The organism is Collinsella sp. AM23-17 (genome assembly GCF_003470945.1).
In the GTDB taxonomy this organism is placed as follows: Bacteria; Actinomycetota; Coriobacteriia; order Coriobacteriales; family Coriobacteriaceae; genus Collinsella; species Collinsella aerofaciens_O.
This window is the reverse complement of sequence record NZ_QRHU01000004.1, coordinates 1-17,997: the sequence shown is the minus strand read 5'-3', so window position 1 is coordinate 17,997 and position 17,997 is coordinate 1. Positions and strand designations below refer to the sequence as shown.

Here is a 17,997-nt window from a genome sequence, read left to right as displayed (position 1 = left end):
CGTCGCATGACGTTGAGCCCGTAGCCTTTTATTTTACTCTTGAATGTCAAAGATGCTCTCTGACAAATCAAGATGAAGAAGCACTTTGGTGCCCTTGCCCGGCGCCGATTCGACACGCGTATAGGAGTGCGGCCCAAAAAAGCGATGGATGCGCTCCGAAATATTGTGCATGGCCACACCGGCGCCGCCACCCTGGGGAGAGCTGGCGTCGGGACGGGCAGAGCGCTCGTCAAACAGTCTGGCGGCGGTACCCTCATCCATGCCCACGCCATTATCGGCCACGGCAATCAAGATTGCATCCTCGCCGTCTTGGTGAACGGTCACGTCGATCCTCAGGGCGTCGTCATCGCCCATACCATGACGCACGGCGTTCTCGACAATCGGCTGGATCACGAACGCCGGCACCAGCGTATCTTCCACATCCTCGGACACATCGAACGTCGCAAGCACGCGGTCCTCGCCAAAGCGGGCCTTCTCAAAGGTAAGGTAGCGCTTGGTCTGTGCGACCTCGCGCGAGACCGGAATAAGCGATCCCGAGTTGTCGAGCGTGGCGCGATAGAACGATGAGAACTCACGAAGCAGTTCGCGGGCCCTCAGCGGGTCGGTGCGCGTAAACGATGCAATGGTGTTCAGCGTGTTGAACAGGAAGTGCGGGTTAATCTGCGCCTGCAGCGCACGCACCTCGGCGCGCGCTGTGAGTTCCTTTTGCACCTCGAGCTCGTGGATGGCGAGCTGCGTGGACAAAATCTCGGCAAAGCCCGAGGCAAGCGCGTACTGGGTACGGTCGACGGCGCGCGGGGTCTTGTAGTAGAACTTGAGCGTGCCGACGGTACGATCGCCCACCTTGATGGGGGCGATAATGCCGGCGGGGACTTGGTTGTGCGAGCCGTCCGAGCCCACGACATCCACCATACGGTTGAACGACTGCACGATGCCATGTTCGATAACGTAGCGTGTGGCAAGCGTGTGGATGGGAGAATCTGGCAGTAGTTTTTCCTCAAACTCGCCCGCGCAGGCAAGCACGTTGTCCTCGTCGGTGATGGCCACCGTCATGGCGCGCGTCTCGGGCAAAATGCGCTGGCACACCAAACGCGCCGACTCCTGTGTCAAACCGCCCTTAATGTCCTCGAGCATGGCCGAGGCCACCGAGAGCGTCTCCTCGGTGTACTGGGAGCGCACCGAATCGGGATTGAGCGTCAAAAAGATAAAGATGCACAGAAAGATGCACAGCAGCGCGCAGGCAATCACCGTGGCGATCGGCTCGATACCGGTCACCAGGGCAAAAATAAAGTACACCAGCACGCAAATGGCGCAGGCAACGGCAATGATGCGAAAGATTGATAATGAACTATCGCGCTGGGCGCGGCGGTCGATCATTCGGCCCCCTCCAGGATACTGATCAGTTGTGCGTCACGCCAAAGCCCGTCCATGATCTTGGGCCAAAAGCTCTGGAAACGCAGGTAGCTTGCAGCGTTTTGGCGTGCATAGGCCTTTGCCTCGTCGATACCATGGCGCCAGATGCGCAGGTAGCCCTCATGCTCGCGGGTAAACACGCTGCGGACCATAGCGGTCTTGCGCACGCGGTCGTCGAGCTCGCGCGAAATCCACGGGCCCGGGTAGGGCATGAGCGATGCCGCCGTAACGGGAATGAGCTCCTTTTGATGCGCGGCGAATGTCAACTTGGCCCGTTCGTAGTACCAACGGTATACATCCTGCATAAAGCGCGGTGAGCGCTTTTCGGACTCCGGAGGCAGATGGCGCACGGTCCACTCGTTATCGAACCACACGTCGTAGCCAAACATGCGCATGTTAAAGAGGTAATCCAAGTCCTCGCCGCGGGTGATAAACGGGTCAAAGGCCACACGCGTAAAGGCGCGGGCGTGCAGGGCCATCAGGCCGCCGCACACGTAGTTGGAGCGCGAGATGCGGGTGCCCGAGAGCGCCTTTTTCATCCAACGGTTGAACTCGATGCGCTTGGTCCACCAACGATGGCAGATGCCTGCCTTGTCCGTGGGAGCCAGCGGCGAGCCGTCGCGATCGTAGAAATAGCCGCTCTTGACCAAGATAGGCAAGCCCTGACGCGTCTGCTGCCCCAACGCATAGGTCGCGCGCTTCATAAAGTCGGCGTCGATGACAGTCTCATCGTCATCCAAAAAGATAACCGCGTCATGCCCCAGCACAGCGGCACAGGCTAGCCCCATGTTGCGGATGGCACCGTAGCCTCGCAGGCTCACGCACTCGCCCGAACCCTTGGGCGCGATCTGAGCAACCCGGTCTGCGATGCGCGAGGCCTGGGTGTTGGTGACAACGGTGACCTTGAGCGTGGGATGCGCGTCGACAATCTCGCGCACGCGCAGCGACACATCGGCTGTGGCAGAAACGGGACAGACCACCAAAAGGATGATGCGCGGGATGTCACGTACCTGCTCAAGCGAGGCCAGGCAGCGGTCGAGTTCGGGATTGTCGGCGTTGAGTCGGGTCGAATGGTCATAGGTGCCAGGGGCGTTTGCGCAAGCGTCGTCGCCCGCCCAATACGTTGGAATCACGACTGTGGCGTTCATGCCTTACCCTCCCTGCAACACAAAAACGGGACGCCGCCAAACACAGGCGACGCCCCGCGACCTAGCTGATTCCATCATACCCACTTGGGCAAATCATTGCTCGCAAGTCACAATGTTTATTGCGGATAACCCCAAAAGAGTACCGTGGACAGGCACAATAGCCGCTCGCTCCTATGCGGCATGCCCTGCCGCCCGAGTCATGCGGGACAGGCGGACCAGCAGCATAAAGCCAACGACCAGCAGCACACCAATGGAAAGGACGCCCAGCGACGGGTTGCCGGTCAGCGAGGTGACGACCGACACCAGGAAGGTGCCCATAACGCTTGCATAACGACCAAAGATGTCAAAGAAGCCGTAGTACTCGTTGGACTTTTCCTTGGGGATAATGCGGCCAAAGTAGCTACGGCTGAGCGCCTGCACGCCGCCCTGGAACAGGCCGACCAAAATGGCAAGCACCCAAAACTCAAAGGCGGTCTTTAGGAAGAACGCGGCGAACAGCACAATGCCCATGTAGGCGGCGACCGCCACCAAGATCATGTTGAGCGTGCCCACGCGTCCGGCGAGCTTGCCATAGATGATGGCGGACGGAAAAGCAACGAACTGCGTGACGAGCAGCGCCAGGACCAGCTGCGTCGAATCGATGCCCAAGGCCGATCCGTAACTGGTGGCCATGGAAATGACTGTGTGCACACCGTCGATGTAGAAGAAGAACGCGATCATGTAGATCAGCACGGTCTTGTTGTGGGCGATCTCGCGCATGGTGTGTCCGACCTCGGAGAACACACCGCCCACGATGTGGCCGATAGTATCCTCGGGACCGCGCTCGCGACCGTACTTTTGCTTATAGGTGCGAATGAGCGGCAGGGTAAAGATGAGCCACCAGGCACCAGTGATGATAAACGACAGACGCGTTGCCAGCATGGTGGGGACGCCAAGAGCGGGGCCACCCATGATAAGCGCCAAGCAGATGATGAACGGCACGGTGGAACCGATGTAGCCCCAGGCATAACCCGAGCTGGACACGGCGTCCATGCGCTCGTCGGTGGTAATGTCGGGCAGCATAGCGTCGTAGAACGTCATAGAAGAGTTAAGGCCGATGGTGCACAGCACGTACACGGTCAAAAATGCCATGGCGGACATTGGGATAGCCTGCGCCAGGCAAAGAACCAGGCCCGTGAGGAAGAAGCCCAAGAAGAACTTGATCTTGTTGCCGGCGTAATCGGCAAGCGCGCCCAGAATGGGCATGAGCATGGCGATGACCAGCGAGGCGATCGTCTGCGCATTGCCCCAGGCGACCACCAGGTCGGCCGAGGAAGCGCCGGTATTGATGGCGTTAAAGTAAATGGGCACCACCGAGGTATTGAGCAGCACGAGGGCCGAATTGCCCACATCATACATAACCCAGTTACGCTCGAGCTTGGTGTATTTCATGGACAGGGACCCTTCGTATTCGCCCGATATGCAGTTAGTTCATCGTACTCCAATTGTCCAGAACCGCCGGTAAGGATTCGGCAAAGGGGCACTCACGGGCCCTATTCCTCGCGGTCGAACTCCTCATCGGCATTGAGCACGCGACCGCTGTAGTTGACGTGACTGGTAACGGCATCCATGTCACCGGTCTCGATAAAACGTGCGACCGTGCATTCGTAATCGACCAGCGCACGATCAAAGACCTCGGGGAAACTCTCGTTCGAGACCTCGTCGGTAAAGGGATTCTTCCATGTCAGATGGCCCAGGTTACCGGTGCGCTCGGGCAGCTCCGTCGTCACGCGATGGGCAAGGCCGTCGAGCAGCGAGTAGTCGTGCACCAAGCCCTCAACCAGCGAGATCGCGCGCGTCTTTGCGGAGCCGGCCGGCTCAATCGCGCGGTAAAGTCGCTGCATATTGGCAACGGCAGCACCGTACTCCCCCGCCGGAATGTCAATGCCGTACACGCGTCCGGCAACATAGCTCATCAGCACGCCGGCCACGCGATTGATGCGATCGGTGGTGACGATCTCGCCCGCCGGCGGGTAATCGTCAACCGTAGCGCCATCGCGTTTAAGCTGCAGCATCAGCACATCCAGGTCGCTCTCGATCACGGCATGGACCTGACTGCTCGAATCCTCAAGCTCTGAATCGGACTCCACGATGCCAAACTGCTGCTCATAGACAAAGGGGTGGGCGTTGCGGTCGAGCACGTAATGAGACAGCAGGCCCAGCGCAAAGGCGCGACCCAAGCTGGCGTCGCGCGGCAGCAGATGCGACACGCCGTCGCGCAGGCACGCGAACTGGCGAGACATGCGCGAGCGATGCATGACCTGCGCCAGCAGCGTACAGTCGGAAACACGCGGTGTCAGAATGTGAAAGAAAAACGGGTCGGGACCTTGGTTGCCCAAGATAAAGGCAATGCGCTCTTCATCGGACGTGATGACGCCCTGCGGAAGACGGTCGATGCTTTCCTCGCCAAACAGATGATGGGTGATAAGCGCGGGCATAATGATCCTTTCCATTTCATTCGATGCCACCCATTATGCCCACCGCGCGCCCATGCCAAACCTGCGATGGTAAACGACGACACGCAAGCCTCTTACGCAAGCCCCAGGTGCGACTTGACCTCGGCGGCACGACGACGGGACACCGGCACCGTCGAGCTCACGCGGTCGAGCCTGAGCTCCATCAACCCCGTGGAGCCAATCTCAACATTGTGCACGTCTTCCAAATTGACCAGATAGCTGCGATGAACGCGAATAAAGCCCTCGGAGCCCAAGCGACGCTCGAGCGAAGAGATCGACTCATTGATCAGGTACGTTCCCTCGGCGCAGATGGCGTTGCAAAAATCGGCGCGCGCCTCAAAGTAGCAGACGTCTGCGGCGGGAATGAACACCTTTTTGCCCCCGCGGTCCACCGTCAGACGCAAAGGCTGGCGCGGAGCGTGGATAACACGACGGGCACCCAAGGCTGCCTCGATCTTGTCGAGTGCCTTTGACAGGCGTGCGTCCTCGACCGGCTTGACGACATAGTCGACCGCATCAAGGTTATACGCATCGGCGGCAAACTCGGCAAACGCCGTCACAAACACAACCACCGGCGGCGTCTTTAGGTTCTGCAGCGTCTCGGCAAGCTCAATTCCCGAGCGGCCGGGCATCGTGATGTCCAAAAACAACACGTTGGGCTTGTTCGAGAGAATCGACTCCACGGCCTCGGTGACATTGCCCGCCTCGGCAATCTGACCCACACGCATATCCTTTTCCAACAGATAGCGTAGCTCAGCCCTAATGGGAGGCTCGTCATCAACCACCAAGATGTTCCAGCCTTCGGACATATGTGCTTCCCCTCTTTTTCTCTCAATCCAACCGCGTGCTACGCCGTCAACGGCGCCGGCTCATGCGGCTCGCCGTTCAGCTCGACGATGACCTGCGTTCCCACGCCCTCCTGGGACTTCACGCGCATGCCGGAATCTTCTCCGTAAAAGAAATGGATGCGCTGAAGCACGTTGAAGAGCGCCAGGCCGCAACCTCGCTTGACGGAGCCGTCGGCGGTAATGCTCTCGGGCTCCTCTCGGCGATGTTGCTCAAACAGATGCGCGCAGACCTCTTCGCTCATACCGATGCCATCGTCCTCGACGATGATCTCCAAACCGTCATCGGTCTCGAAAGCCCTAACATGAATAGAAAGCGGCTCGGTCTCGCGCTGCGCGTGCTTGATGCAGTTTTCGAGCAACGGCTGCAAGATAAACGGCGGCACCAGGCTGTCGCGCACCTCAAAGTCGATATCGACCGAGACGCGCAGACGGCCGTCGCCATACCGGGCCTGCATAAGATTGATATAACGAGTGCCCTGTTCCACCTCGTGCTCGAGCGTGGTGAGCGTATCGGAGTCAGAAAGCGTCTGACGATAGTAATTGGAAAAATCGATGAGCAGCGATCGCGCCTTGTCGGGCTCGGTTCGAACGAGCGACACGATCGTGCTAATGGTGTTGAACAGAAAATGCGGGTCGACCTGCGACTGCAGGGCCCGAAGCTCCACGCGGGCTGTGAGCTCGTCCTGGCGCTCCAGCTCAAAGCTGGCGAGCTGCGTGGAGATGAGATCGGCAAAACCCGAGGCCAACGCCGTCTGGCGCATATCGATGCTGCTCAGGCGGGGATAGTACAGCTCGAGCGTACCCACGCAATGCCCGCGCACGGTAAGCGGCGCGACAATGCCGGCGCGCAGGCGGGGAAAATAGCCTCCCGTCTCATTGGAGGCGTCGCGCGAAAATACACTCTGCTCGCCGGACTCGATCACGTTGAGCGTGGTCTTGAGCACAACCGGGGTGCCGGCAGGGCACTTTGCCGAGTCCTCGCCCCAGCTTGCCAACACCTGTTTGCCATCGGTAAAGCAGATGGCAGAGGCGATGGTCTCGGACAGGATAATTTTAGAGGCGCCCAGGGCCGCTTCGGGCGTAAGGCCGCACGACGTGTAGGCGAATATTTTCGACGCGATGGCGAGCGTACGGTCGGTTGCGCTCGATGTGAGGTCGTCGGGGACCACAAAGACATACGAGAAAAAGAAGCACAGCATGACCAGGCCGGCAATAACGACAACGCCCGGAACGGGATTGGGATTATCGGTTAAATCCCAGATAAGCAGCAGGATAAGCGCCGGAACGACAATACCGAGCAGGATGGCCTGAACCACATGCTGGGCCGTACGAAAGACCTTGGTAGAGTTGTAGCTCTTGCCCAGAATCAGCCTGTTTAAATCCACCGTCATCCCCTCTTGTCCGTAGCACCCATAGCAATAAAGAGGGCCGCAAGCGACCCTCTCCATTGCATTATGCAATCAAAAACTGTGTTTTACATCAAGCCATCGACAAACGGTATCTTAGGCGCTGTATTTGTTAGCCTCACCAAAAGTGCCAGCCTCGACGATCCAGCCGTCCTTCATGATGACGTCCATGTTGTCGGTGTTGAGCACGTGGATGTCGGCGGCGACGTCACCGTTGACGACCAGCAGGTCGGCGCACTTGCCGGCCTCGATGGAACCGGTCTCGTCCTCGATGTGGCACATCTTGGCACCGTTGAGAGTGGCACAGGTGATGGTCTCGACCGGGGTAAAGCCGATCTTGTCGACGAACTCGTACATCTCCTCGATGGAGCAGGTGCCGTACGGGGTGACGAAGGAGAAGGAGTCGGAGCCGATCGTCATGACGACGCCGCGCTTCTTGGCCTCGCGCAGGCAGTCGTAGTTGCGCTGCAGCTCCTTCTCGACCAAGGTGCCCTCGTACTTGTCGTGCAGCTCGGGGACGTAGACGGGCGGATAGGTGGCGTACCAGGTGGGCAGGAAGGCGATCGTCGGGGTGAAGAAGGTGCCCTGCTCGGCCATGAGGTCCATGGTGCGCTCATCGATATCGAAGCCGTGAATCAGCTGCTCGCAGCCAAAGCGAACGGAATCGTAGGCAGCGGCGTGGTTGTTGTAGCAGTGGCTCCACACGGGGATGCCGACCATCTTGGCCTCTTCGACCACGGCCTGAATCTCCTCGGAGCAGTAGTGCTGGTCGCGGCCGGAGTCCCAGCGCCAGATGCCGCCACCGGTAGCCCAGATCTTGATGGCATCGGGGTTCTCGCGCAGGCGACGACGGACGGCCTTGCGCAGATCCCAAGGACCGTCGACCTGGTCGCCCCAGGGGTGCGATTCCTTGTTGAGCTCCTGGCTGCAGTGGTGGGAGTCGCCGTGGCCGGCAACGCGGCAGAAGCCAAGACCGGTGGCCAGAACGCGCGGGCCCTTGAAGACGCCCTTGTCGATGCAGTCGCGGATCTGGATACCAAAGCGACCGATCTCGCAGACGGTGGTGAGACCGTGGGTGAGGCAGTCGTAGGCCTGCTTGACGGCGACGGCCTGCTTCTCGAGGAGCGGCTGCATGACCCAGTCGGTGTCATCGTCGGTCAGGTTGCCCGAGAAGTGCAGGTGGGTGTCGATCAGGCCGGGAAGGACGGTCTTGCCGGCGGCGTCGATAACCTCAACGCCCTCGGGAAGGTCCTGCATGACACCGGCGTACTCGATCTTGCCATTGTCGTCGACGAGAACGAGGGAGTTCTCGACCGGCTCGGCACCGGTACCGTCGATGAGCTTGCCGCCAACGATTGCATACTTAGTGGACATGGTTCCTCCTTATGGATCCATATAGTGGGCGAGGCCGTGTTGGGTTAAGGCCTCACAAAACTACCCAAGTGGTGCCGGGTTCGGTGCGCGGAAGAGAGGATCCCGCGCACCCGATCCGCCCCGGCTAGGCGCTACTTTCTGCGGGAATTGGTAAAGGCCATAAGAGCCAGGCCAATGGCCAGCCAGCCGATCACGATGCTCCACTCCACCATGTTGAGGGAGGCGGGAGAGAACGGAATCACGAGCAGCCCGATGATGACGGCGCAGGCAGCGACAGCGAGGCAGATGCCAAACTTGCCGCCGGGCACCTCGTAGGGACGAGGCAGGTCGGGCTCGGTGAAGCGCATGCGCAGGCAAGCGAGGGCGACCATGCCGCAGGAGAAGATGAAGGCGAGGGCCGACACGTTGGTCAGAGGAATGAGCATGTTCTTGCCCAGGAACGGACCGATGACGGTGATGACGCCCAGGACGACGCAGGCGAGCTTGGGAGCGCCGGACTTGGGATCGACCTCGGCGAACTTCTCGGGCAGCTGGCCCTTGCGGCCCATGGCGAGCATGATGCGGCTCGTGGCGCCGTAGAAGGAGTTCATCGGGCCCATGGGTCCAAGCGTGGCGATGACGAGCATGGCCAGGTACAGAAGCATGTTGATGCCCTTGAGGCAGGCAAGCGCGGGAACCGGGCTCTTAACAAACTCATGCCAGTCGAGGATGGTGCCGAACGAGTAGATGCAGACCATGTAGAAGCCGCCGGCGGCCAGCAGGGCTAGGGAGATGATCTTGCCGAACTTGTTCCAGTTGAGGCCCTCGGCCGCTTCCTCAGCCTGCTGAGGAATGGTGTCGAAACCGGCGTAGAAGAACGGGGTCAGAACCAGGACCGACACGATGCCGGCGAACAGGCTGGTGCCCTCGGTAGCGGGCTTGCCGCCACCAGCGCCGGTGACCTGGGAGAACACGGGCATGGCGTGTTCCGGCGAACCGGTGAACAGCGAGACGCCCATGGCGAGCAGCATGCCGCAGAGCAGGGCCTTGGTCAGGAAGGCCTGGAGCTTGGCGGCCGAGCTGGCACCGCGGAAGTTGAGGAAGATGACGTAGACTGCAAAGCCGAGCGCGATCAGCGTCGGGAACAGGTAAACGTCGGCGCCCAGGATGGTATAGAGCTTGACGGCACGCAGCCACTCAAGACCGGGCAGGCTGCCGAACATCTCGGACACGAGGGTCGAGATAGCGATTGCCTCCCACGGGCACAGGATGCCGTTGCCCAGGGCCAGGAGCCAACCGGTGATATAGCTCAGCGTACGGCCAAAGCTACGATCGACATACTCGACGATGCCGCCCGAGATGGGGATAGCAGCCGTGAGCTCACCGAAAACAGCTCCGACGGGCACGAGAAAGATTGCACCCAAGAGGAATGCGATCATAGCGGGAACGGGACCGCCGCCCACGACCATCCAGTCGCCGACCTGCAGAACCCAGCCAGTTCCGATGATGGCACCGAAACCGATGGTGAAGAAGTTCCAGAGCGAAAGCGTTTTCTTCATGCCGCCGTTACCTTCGACTGCAACTTCTGCGTTCTTGTCCGCCATTGTTCCCCTCCTTTCCTTATTGACGCCTCTTTGGCGTCACCCCTTGCGCGGTCTGTTTTGCCGCGCGCTTTTATTTCGTGGCTTTACAATACGGCCTTGGCACAGCAGCGCCGCTTGTGGCTCGACCGAAGGCAGAACTGCAAAACGAGCGGCGCCGTTTTTGGGACGAACGGCACGGTTTGCCGCTCATTGTTGTCGCCCGTCCGACGGGCGTACGCTCATCGGACGCATATAGAGATGTTTTTGAGGCCGTGTGTTTTGCGCCTTTCGTACCGTTTACCGAGCTTTTGACGCGCGGACCCATTTGTTGCACATCTTTTTTGTAGGATAGACAGGTTATACATGAGACAAGGCGGTACGAATGGCATACGGATACAACGACGGTGATCAACGGCGACAAAGCGTTCGCCTTGCTGGCCGCACCACGCCGACGCCCAGAAGTGCCACGAGCAGCAATCCGCAACGCCCTCAAGAGCAACCCAAGCCTTCGTCTCGGCAGCAGACAAACAGAACACGGCAGAGTGGCCGTCCGAGCACGGGCACAAGCGCACAGCAAGATAGCCGCTTGGGCGCGCGCACTCGACAGCGCCAAGCCGAGGTTCCGCAACTGCGCCGCAACGGCGCACGTCAGCCCGGCAGCCATATCAACCGCTTCTTTTCGCATCCCCAAGGCGGACGCGACGGCAAGCCCTACCGCTCGACATCGTACGTGAATGCCCCCGCCCTGCCGGCTCGTCGGCTTTGCCTCGCACTGTGCTCTATCCTCATCTGTCTGGTCTTTGTGCTTATGAGCTCCTGTATGTCCCACGGCTCGGCCGGTCTCGAGCCCACCGCCGAGGACAAGCTGCTCAAGGCCCCCGTCGCGCCCGGTTATTCTTTCGCCTTTTCGACCCCGCGCTCGCAATGGCAAGCCGGCACGATGCCCCATATCTATCAGATCGACCCTGCATGGTCGGAGCTGCCTTACGCCGGCGGTACCATCCGCCAAAATGCTTGCGGGCCTACGTGCCTCACCATGGTCTATATCTTTAAGACGGGACGCACCGATATGACTCCCGTCGATATGTGCGCGCTTTCCGAGGCAGGCAATTACGCCCCCACCGGTGCAACCGAATGGTCGTTTATGACGAGCGGTGCGTGGCAGTTGGGACTTAACGGAACGGAGCTTCATAACGATCGCGACTCGATGACTCAGGCGCTGCGTTCGGGAGCGCCCGTCATCGCCGCCGTTCGGCCGGGCACCTTTACCAACGTGGGCCACTACATTGTGCTTTACGGTATTGACGACGCCGACCAGATTGAAGTCTTCGATCCCAACTCGGCCAGCCGCAGCGCCCGACGCTGGGGCGTCGTAGAGGTCCTCAACGAAGTCGAAGCCATGTGGGCCTACTACTAGTCATTGGGCACTCATTGGGGACAGACTTAAATGAGTGGTCGTCGGGGACAGTCTTACGGACGCCGGCCGAGAGCAGACGAAAAGGGCCATCCCGAACTGCTTGGAACTGCCAGCACGGAAAGCGCGTCCTGCTTTGGGGCCCAATAGCGGGATGCGCTTTCCGTTAGCGGCCCGTTTGGGAAACTAGGGACCGCTTTTCGACAATAATCCGGGATGCATTTTCCGATTGAGGGCCTCAAGGGAAACCGCACCCATGTTGGACGCTCATTCTGGAATGTGCTTTCCGCAGTTGATCGATGCGGCCTTTAAGGACTGTCCCAAGCTGCCGGCAGGAAAGGAACGTCCCCAAGTGCCGGGTTTCCGCAGCCTGCAATGCTCCTCATGAACAGCCGCCTCAATAACAAAAGCCCCCGCGGCCGAAGCGGACCGCGGGGGCAACAGACCTGCAAGAGTTAACTCAAGTCCTCGCCATTTGATGCAATGACCTTTTGGTACCAGCAGAAGCTGTCCTTTCGGTAGCGATCGAACGTGCCTTTGCCCATATCATCGGCATCAACATAAACAAAGCCATAGCGCTTCTTCATCTGCCCCGTCGAGGCCGACACCAAATCGATACAGCCCCACGGCGTGTATCCCATCAGGTCAACACCGTCCTCGACAATTGCATCGCGCAGCGCAAGAATATGCCTTCGCAGGTAATCAATATGATACGCATCGTGGACTTTGCCGTCTTCCAGCGCATCGAGTCCGCCCACACCGTTCTCGGCGATAAAGAGCGGAAGATGGTAACGATCGTGGTAGCCGGCAAGCGTCACGCGCAAACCCAGCGCATCGATCTGCCACTTCCAGGCAGTCTCTTTATCCTTGAGGTACGGATTGCGCAACGTCGGGAACACGTTGCCCTCCGCCTTCTCGGCGATCACCTGATCATCGGCGCACACCAAGCGCGAGCAATAGTACGAGAACGAGATGAAGTCGACCGTATGCTCTGCCAGATACTCCGTATCGCCCGGCTCAAAGGGCACGTGAACACCCTCTTTCTCGAGTGCACGCAGCTTCCAAGCAGGATAGGCGCCCGCAGCCATCACGTCTGTGTAGAAGTAGCGGCCGCGGTCCTCCTCATACGCAAGCCATACGTCCTCGGGCGCACAACGGTACGGATAGGTCGCACCGGCAGCGACCATGCAACCCACCTTGTTTGCGGGATCGATCTTGTGCAGAATCTCGACAGCGCGAGCGCTCGCCATAAACATATGGTGCGAGAACGCCGCGGTCACGGCTGCACGGTCACGCTCATCCTCGAGCGTGACACCCGCGTTGAGATAGGACAGCGCCACGCTGTTGATCTCGTTGAACGTAAGCCAATAACGCACGAGGCCCTGGTACGCGCGTCCGACGGTCTCGACGTAGTGCGCATACCGCTCGATCATCTCTCGGCTTTGCCAGCCACCATAGCGCTCGACCAGAGCCAACGGATAGTCGTAGTGCGACAGCGTCACAAGCGGCTCGATTCCATGCTCGCGCAGCGCCTCGAATACCTGACGGTAAAACTCCAAGCCCTCGCCGTTGGGCTCGGTCTCCATCCCTGTGGGAAAAATACGGCTCCAGCAAATTGAAAGACGCAGGCACTTAAAGCCCATCTCGGCAAAGAGCTCGACATCCTCGTGCCAATGATGGAAGAAGTCGTTGCCCCAGCGGCATGGATACAGCCTGTCCGGATCGTCCACGGGCTTTTGCCTGCCAAACATTACATCCCAGCGGTCGGAACCCTGTGGGATCAGGTCGGAGTGCGACATGCCGCGGCCGCCCTCGTTCCAGCCCCCTTCGGCCTGGTTGGCCGCGAGGGCACCACCCCACAAAAAGCCCTCGGGCATACCGGCGGCAGACGTTCTGTCAAAGTAACTCATGCTACTCAGCATCCTCGGCAGAAGCTGCCGCGGCGTTCTCCTGCTCCTGAGCCAGGAGCTGGTTATCGTACACCTTAAAGAACGGGTACCAGACCACAGCCATGACCACGATCAAAACGATCGTAAACACCCAGATGCGCGGGTCGAGGCACTGGACAAAGCCCTGAACGAAGATGGGGAACGTGCCGCTCACCAAGATGTAGAAGTTAGAGACAAGACCCAGTGAGACCGCACCCCAATACAGCAGGGCCGAGATCATGCCGCCTAGCACAAACGGAATCATGAGGATCGGGTTGAAGATGATGGGCGCGCCGAAGATCGCGGGCTCGGAGATACGGAAGAAGCTCGGCACGATCGATGCCCTGCCAAATGCCTTGAGCTGCTGCGACTTTGCCCTAAACGCGCAGAGCGCCACAAAAGAGAACGTATTACCCGTGCCGCCGATGAGGTTGATGGCCAACGACATGAGCACCGGGTGGAACTCAAGCGGCTGCCCGGCAGCATAGAGCGAGGCGTTGGCGGCAAAGGCGGCAAGCGAGACCGGGGCGGTGATGGGCATTACGATCATGTTGCCGTGGACGCCAAAGCACCAAAACAGCAGCGTCATGAAGCAGATAAGCAGTGCGCCGGGCACAGAGTCAACTGCGACGGAAAGCGGGGCAGCGAGCAGCTTCTCGATAACCGAGGGGATGGACAGCGCGGGATCGATCATCTGGATCAGCAGGTTGCCGCCAAAGAAGATGAGGATGTTGGCGAGCATAGGTACGATGGCGCCAAAGGTTTCGGACAAAAACGGCGGCACGCCATCGGGCATCTTGATGGTGATGCCCTTGGTCTGGCAGAAGCGCGTGACCTCGACGGAGACCAAGGCAACGATGATGGCGGTAAACAGGCCCTGCGCACCCAGATAGGTGCAGGGGACCGCCTGGAGCACGGACTCGTCAGCAAGCTGGTAGTAGGACGACGGCGCCGCGGCGATCAGGAACATCACCAGCGAGGTCATGCCGGCGTTAAGCTTGGGCATCTTGTAGGTGCCCGCCAGGTTATAGGCGATTGCGAACGTCACGATCACCGACAGTATGCCCATCGTCATATTGAAGGGGATGAGCAGCGTGAGCTTATTGGCCGTCGCAAAATCGAGCCAAGGGCCAAAGACGGACCAGAACCCGCCCTGCGCCACCAGGTCGGCCGTGACCGGCGGGTTGGCGAGGATCATAAAGACGGCAGATACCAAGATGAAGCTGATCGCGCTCATAAAGCCCTTTTGCATGGAGGCAAAGTGGCGCTCGGTGCCGCAGAAATTGGCGATAGGGGTCAGTTTTTCCTGAAGCAGGGTCATGAACTTCTCCATGGTTGCCTCCTAACCCAACAGCGACTGGGCGAGTGCCAGCACGTTGGCGGCGTTGCCCATGCCGTAGTCCTGTGCGGGGATGACCGCGGTCGGCTTACCGCTCCCCTGCTTGACGGTGTTGAGCTGGTAGGACACCTGCGGCCCCAAGAGCAGCACGTCATAATTGGCGCACGTCTCCTGATACTCGCCGATACCCACCGCATCGATATCGAGCTCGATGCCGTTTTGCTCCGCATATTTCTCGAGTTTCTTCATCAGAATGCTTGTAGACAGACCAGCTGCGCAAACAAGAAGGATCTTCATAAGGGATTCCCTTCGCATTGATTGGTTGGATAGTCACCGCACGCCGCTAGGCGTTCTTGGTTGCAGTGCACTCATACAGGCAGATCAGCTCCTGCACGAGCTCCTGAGCAAGCATGGAGCACATGAGGTGGTCCTGAGCATGGACCAGCAACACATCCACCGACAGATGCTCGCCCGCTGCCTCAGTCGAAAGCAGCTGCGTTTGGATGTGGTGAGCCTTGATTCCCGCATCCTTTGACTGCTTCATGAGTTTGGCGGCGGCGTCAAAATCCCCCGCTTTTGCCTTTTCAAGGGCTTCGAAGGCAAGGCTGCGTGCCTCTCCCGCTGCAGCGACCAGCTGAAACGAAACCATCTCGGTTCCCTGATCGTCCATAACGGTCTCCTCTCCCGTGATGTTTGGTTTGTACTTGAATATTCGAAACGCCTATCTCCCGCCCGCAATCCTCGAGGTTTATTGCAGGTAGACAGACAGGGTTATCGACAAAAGAAGTCTTAAGCCGTATGCGCTTGCACAAGCGCCATCAGCTCATGCCAGGACCGGCGCTCGCGTAGGCGCTCGACCCCCTGGCGGTCCATAAAGATCTCGGCGAGCAGTGAGCTCAAGATCCGCGCCTCATCGCCGCCCGACCGGGCAAACGACACCATAAAGACGATATCGACCTCATGGCCGTATTCGTCCCAAAGAATGGGATGTTCGAGCAGGCCCACGGTAACAAAGGCCTCGGCGCTCAAGGGATGCATCCCATGGGGCATGGCTACCCCATTGCCAAACGAGGTGGCACTCGCGCTCTCGCGCTCGGCGACCTCTTGGGCAAACTGGGCATCGACACGGCCGCTCTCGACGGCGCGCTCGGAGAGATATCGGAGAACGGCCTGCTTCGACGGCGCCTCAACGCGGTTGAAGAACAGGGCACGGCTAAAGAAAGAGCTTACGGAGTCCGATTGCGCAGTGTCGTCGCTCAGCACCTTGCGGATAGCGTTGACATCGCTCGTCTCCAAGAAGAAATCGGCCTCGCGGACGGGCACGGGCAACTTGACGTTGAGCGGCACCGTTGTGAACACGTAGTCGATGTGCGAAAAATCGAACGTTCCCACGCGGGCGACATCGCATGTCTCAATCGAATCGATATACATGCCAAACTGCTTGCGGTACTGGTGCTCGAGCATACGGGCGCTTCCCGCTCCCGAGGCGCACACGATCAGGATGCGCTTGCGACGCGGCTGGTCGGCTTGCTGCTCGAGGGCCAGGGCAAATGCCATGGCGATGTAGCCGAGCTCTTCATCAGAGGGCTGGCTGCCAAAATGACGCTCGAGTACCTGCGAGGTGCCAGCTGCCATCGAATAGGCCAACGGAAACCTCGTCTTGATATCGGGCAGCATGGGGTTATCCATATGCATGTGATATTCAAGGCGATAGCCCAGAGGGCCGATATGCCGAGCAAGGTTCATGCGAAGTTCAAGATCGCCGCTAAAGTCAAACCTAAACTCATCGTTGACCGCACGTACCATCTCGGAAGCAATCTCCCACATCTCGTCCGAGATAACGGCAGAGCCCTTCTCGGGCACGCCCGTGCCCCTGCCGAGCAAATGGATTGCGATAAAGGCAACCTCTTCTCGGGGCATGCTCACGCCCAGGGCATCCTTGATGTTTGCGGCAATCTGGAAAGCCGCGGCGTATTCGCGCGTTCCCTCCAGTTTTTGAACGTCCGATTCTGCAGCTGGGACATAGCAGCCCTGCTCGATGCGGCCAAGAGCAATGTAAAGATGCATGATGAGATTGCGGGATGCCAGCGAGCTCACCGTGACGGGCGAGGCCGTCAGGGCATCGTCCACACATGCGGCGATGGCCCGCAGGCGCTCGGCGAGCTTTGCATCGTCGGTGTCGGGCAACACGGGCCTCACCAGCGAGGCCAGGCACAGGCGCCGTTGTGACTCCCCGCCCGCAACGCGGATTCCGTAGCGTGGGCGCTTTTCGAGCGTTAAGTCAAATTGGGCGAGTTTCTGCTCTACCAGACGCATGTCATTGGACAGAGTCCGCGCCGAAACGTAGAGTAAATCCGCATACTCCTCAATCGTCACCCACTGGGACCGCATGAGGAGGTCGTTAAGAAGGAAGGACACACGGCCATCGCGCGTATCAGGAATGCCCGGATGGGCCAGAGCCACACCGTCTAGCAAGCGAGCAAGCTCATCTGCACGTGCAACATCGATACGATACTGCCCCTTGCTGCCAACGATGCGTGCAACCCCTGCAAGGCTGTCGTTTGCGCGATGGATATATTTTCTCACGGCGCGCTCGCTTACCTCGAGACGCTTGGCAAGTACCGCGACAGCGACAGGCTGAGCGTCCTCGATCATATTTACAAGCTGCTTGACGCGAGCATCCATGTCCTCCTCCTTTCCCTGCGTCTAGTCTAACGCGGTAAAGAATGACACTCCACGTCGCGCTCGTTCCGCCAACTCGGAACAGGTTGCGGGGAGTCCAGCTGAGCTATGGAGAGCCTGGGGAGAGGACCCGAAGGCAATGCGTCGGTGTGGGATGCGCCTTCCCAGCCATTGGGCAGTCATTGGGGACAGACTTAAATGAGTAGTCGTTGGGGACGTTCTTGTTTGACTAGTCGTTTAAGAACGTCCCCAATGACTATTAAGGACTGTCCCAAGCTGCCGGCAGGAAAGGACCGTCCCCAAGTGCCGGGTTTGTCCCCAATGACTAGGTGAATAGCAAAAGCCCCGCAGTCGGAGCGGACTGCGGGGCTCGTGAAGAGAGGCTAGT

Annotated in this window: 14 protein-coding genes; 1 reads left to right on the top strand and 13 read right to left on the bottom strand. The window is 59.4% G+C overall.

The annotated features are described in order from the left end of the window. Nucleotides 1-33: 33 nt before the first annotated feature. The 8 genes from DW645_RS02295 to DW645_RS02260 form a co-directional block, all read right to left on the bottom strand. Nucleotides 34-1,377 carry a histidine kinase gene (locus DW645_RS02295; protein WP_117648131.1) on the bottom strand — a complete coding sequence of 448 codons (1,344 nt, stop codon included), beginning with the start codon at nucleotides 1,375-1,377 and terminating at the stop codon, nucleotides 34-36. Next, on the bottom strand, nucleotides 1,374-2,561 hold the full coding sequence (locus DW645_RS02290) for a glycosyltransferase (protein WP_117790290.1): 1,188 nt from the start codon (nucleotides 2,559-2,561) through the stop codon (nucleotides 1,374-1,376). The genes DW645_RS02295 and DW645_RS02290 overlap by 4 nt, the downstream gene beginning before the upstream one ends. Before the next feature lie 171 nt (nucleotides 2,562-2,732). Further along, entirely contained in the window at nucleotides 2,733-3,992 is a 1,260-nt protein-coding gene (locus DW645_RS02285; RefSeq protein WP_118226071.1) for an MFS transporter, read from the bottom strand. Nucleotides 3,993-4,093: 101 nt separating this feature from the next. Then, entirely contained in the window at nucleotides 4,094-5,038 is a 945-nt protein-coding gene (locus DW645_RS02280; protein ID WP_006235160.1) for a zinc dependent phospholipase C family protein, read from the bottom strand. Nucleotides 5,039-5,130: 92 nt separating this feature from the next. Continuing rightward, nucleotides 5,131-5,865, bottom strand: a complete 735-nt coding sequence (locus DW645_RS02275; protein ID WP_118226069.1) for a LytTR family DNA-binding domain-containing protein — start codon at nucleotides 5,863-5,865, stop codon at nucleotides 5,131-5,133. Nucleotides 5,866-5,903: 38 nt separating this feature from the next. Further along, entirely contained in the window at nucleotides 5,904-7,289 is a 1,386-nt protein-coding gene (locus DW645_RS02270; RefSeq protein ID WP_233540694.1) for a sensor histidine kinase, read from the bottom strand. Between the two features lie 117 nt (nucleotides 7,290-7,406). Beyond that, the gene (locus DW645_RS02265) at nucleotides 7,407-8,684 is read right to left on the bottom strand and encodes an amidohydrolase family protein (protein WP_117634436.1); all 1,278 of its coding nucleotides are present in this window, start codon (nucleotides 8,682-8,684) and stop codon (nucleotides 7,407-7,409) included. Nucleotides 8,685-8,815: 131 nt separating this feature from the next. Beyond that, on the bottom strand, nucleotides 8,816-10,267 hold the full coding sequence (locus DW645_RS02260; RefSeq protein ID WP_118226065.1) for an APC family permease: 1,452 nt from the start codon (nucleotides 10,265-10,267) through the stop codon (nucleotides 8,816-8,818). A 565-nt stretch (nucleotides 10,268-10,832) separates the two neighbouring features. Between DW645_RS02260 and DW645_RS10070 the strand changes: the two genes are divergently transcribed. Beyond that, a complete protein-coding gene (locus DW645_RS10070; protein WP_233540693.1) occupies nucleotides 10,833-11,663 on the top strand; it encodes a C39 family peptidase in 831 nt (276 codons plus the stop codon). Between the two features lie 452 nt (nucleotides 11,664-12,115). Here DW645_RS10070 and DW645_RS02250 read toward each other — a convergent pair whose 3' ends face one another. From DW645_RS02250 to DW645_RS02230, 5 genes are all read right to left on the bottom strand, one after another. After that, a complete protein-coding gene (locus DW645_RS02250) occupies nucleotides 12,116-13,570 on the bottom strand; it encodes a family 1 glycosylhydrolase (RefSeq protein ID WP_255413168.1) in 1,455 nt (484 codons plus the stop codon). A gap of 1 nt (nucleotide 13,571) precedes the next feature. Beyond that, the gene (locus tag DW645_RS02245; RefSeq protein ID WP_117776361.1) at nucleotides 13,572-14,921 is read right to left on the bottom strand and encodes a PTS sugar transporter subunit IIC; all 1,350 of its coding nucleotides are present in this window, start codon (nucleotides 14,919-14,921) and stop codon (nucleotides 13,572-13,574) included. Nucleotides 14,922-14,930: 9 nt separating this feature from the next. Then, nucleotides 14,931-15,224 carry a PTS sugar transporter subunit IIB gene (locus tag DW645_RS02240; RefSeq protein ID WP_117648560.1) on the bottom strand — a complete coding sequence of 98 codons (294 nt, stop codon included), beginning with the start codon at nucleotides 15,222-15,224 and terminating at the stop codon, nucleotides 14,931-14,933. A gap of 46 nt (nucleotides 15,225-15,270) precedes the next feature. After that, the gene (locus tag DW645_RS02235) at nucleotides 15,271-15,597 is read right to left on the bottom strand and encodes a PTS lactose/cellobiose transporter subunit IIA (protein WP_117648559.1); all 327 of its coding nucleotides are present in this window, start codon (nucleotides 15,595-15,597) and stop codon (nucleotides 15,271-15,273) included. Nucleotides 15,598-15,716: 119 nt separating this feature from the next. Continuing rightward, entirely contained in the window at nucleotides 15,717-17,612 is a 1,896-nt protein-coding gene (locus DW645_RS02230; protein WP_118226063.1) for a BglG family transcription antiterminator, read from the bottom strand. Between the last annotated feature and the right edge of the window lie 385 nt (nucleotides 17,613-17,997).

Bases quoted from the DNA above. Each gene is read 5' to 3' on its own strand.
- DW645_RS02295 (WP_117648131.1), bottom strand. From the start codon at position 1,377: ATGATCGACCGCCGCGCCCAGCGCGATAGTTCATTATCAATCTTTCGC.
- DW645_RS02290 (WP_117790290.1), bottom strand. From the start codon at position 2,561: ATGAACGCCACAGTCGTGATTCCAACGTATTGGGCGGGCGACGACGCT.
- DW645_RS02285 (WP_118226071.1), bottom strand. From the start codon at position 3,992: ATGAAATACACCAAGCTCGAGCGTAACTGGGTTATGTATGATGTGGGC.
- DW645_RS02280 (WP_006235160.1), bottom strand. From the start codon at position 5,038: ATGCCCGCGCTTATCACCCATCATCTGTTTGGCGAGGAAAGCATCGAC.
- DW645_RS02275 (WP_118226069.1), bottom strand. From the start codon at position 5,865: ATGTCCGAAGGCTGGAACATCTTGGTGGTTGATGACGAGCCTCCCATT.
- DW645_RS02265 (WP_117634436.1), bottom strand. From the start codon at position 8,684: ATGTCCACTAAGTATGCAATCGTTGGCGGCAAGCTCATCGACGGTACC.
- DW645_RS02260 (WP_118226065.1), bottom strand. From the start codon at position 10,267: ATGGCGGACAAGAACGCAGAAGTTGCAGTCGAAGGTAACGGCGGCATG.
- DW645_RS02250 (WP_255413168.1), bottom strand. From the start codon at position 13,570: ATGAGTTACTTTGACAGAACGTCTGCCGCCGGTATGCCCGAGGGCTTT.
- DW645_RS02245 (WP_117776361.1), bottom strand. From the start codon at position 14,921: ATGGAGAAGTTCATGACCCTGCTTCAGGAAAAACTGACCCCTATCGCC.
- DW645_RS02240 (WP_117648560.1), bottom strand. From the start codon at position 15,224: ATGAAGATCCTTCTTGTTTGCGCAGCTGGTCTGTCTACAAGCATTCTG.
- DW645_RS02235 (WP_117648559.1), bottom strand. From the start codon at position 15,597: ATGGACGATCAGGGAACCGAGATGGTTTCGTTTCAGCTGGTCGCTGCA.
- DW645_RS02230 (WP_118226063.1), bottom strand. From the start codon at position 17,612: ATGGATGCTCGCGTCAAGCAGCTTGTAAATATGATCGAGGACGCTCAG.